The organism is Paracoccus haematequi (genome assembly GCF_900631945.1).
Classification (GTDB): Bacteria; Pseudomonadota; Alphaproteobacteria; order Rhodobacterales; family Rhodobacteraceae; genus Paracoccus; species Paracoccus haematequi_A.
Window position 1 is genome coordinate 1 of the sequence record NZ_UZWE01000096.1, and the last position, 706, is coordinate 706.

Annotated in this window: 1 protein-coding gene; it reads right to left on the minus strand. The window is 63.7% G+C overall.

Translation table 11 applies throughout. The features are described 5' to 3' along the window. Positions 1-238 precede the first annotated feature (238 nt). Entirely contained in the window at positions 239-547 is a 309-nt protein-coding gene (locus tag PARHAE_RS20600) for a hypothetical protein (protein WP_126156365.1), read from the minus strand. Between the last annotated feature and the right edge of the window lie 159 nt (positions 548-706).

The window sequence follows — 706 nt, forward strand, 5'->3', positions numbered from 1 at the left end:
CCACCATCACGCTGGCATGATCTGATCGATGCCTTTCATGCTCTCATGTTGATTTGTGTGACCCGCGCCGGAACTGCTCCTGCCGGAGCAGGGTGATAGCGTGCCAGGATGCTATTACCCTAGGTTGCTATTGTAATAGCTTCGGGCGTGTTCTCCGGCGGAATGATAGCATAATATTACACTATTACACTATTACGCTATGCAACGGTTGCCGCATGCCGTCGTCCTCGATCTCCGCTCACCGTGCGCTTCCGCAGCGGTAGAAGTCCTCGTAGGTGTCCTGGCGGCTGTTGTCGTAGTCGATGCAGAGGCCGGCCTCGTCGATCCGGGCCTTGAGGATCTCGGCTTCGTTGCAGTCGCCCAGGCTGATGCCGTTGGCATCGCCGGCAGAGTCCATGCAGGCGGTATAGGCCGCGGCGAAGCCGTCCACCAGGCGCATTTCCTTGCGGCTGAGCGGGCCGCCGGGAAACAGGGCGGTGGCGGCGACGAGGGCGATGATCAGGAGAAGAGCGGCGCCGGCGGCGACCAGGATGCGGGTGTGGGTCATGTCCGTGTCCTTTCCGAAGGGAGGGGGCGGCGGTGCGCCGCCCCGATGGGGTTGTCGCGCGGGCGCTCAGCGGCGGATCAGCGCGGCGAAGTCCGGGTAGCTGCCGGTCCCGGTGGCCCAGTAGCCGAGATCGCTGGCGGCCGCGAAGGGATCGTCAAA

Excerpts from the sequence above, each read along its gene's own strand:
- PARHAE_RS20600 (WP_126156365.1), bottom strand. The coding sequence starts at position 547 with ATGACCCACACCCGCATCCTGGTCGCCGCCGGCGCCGCTCTTCTCCTG.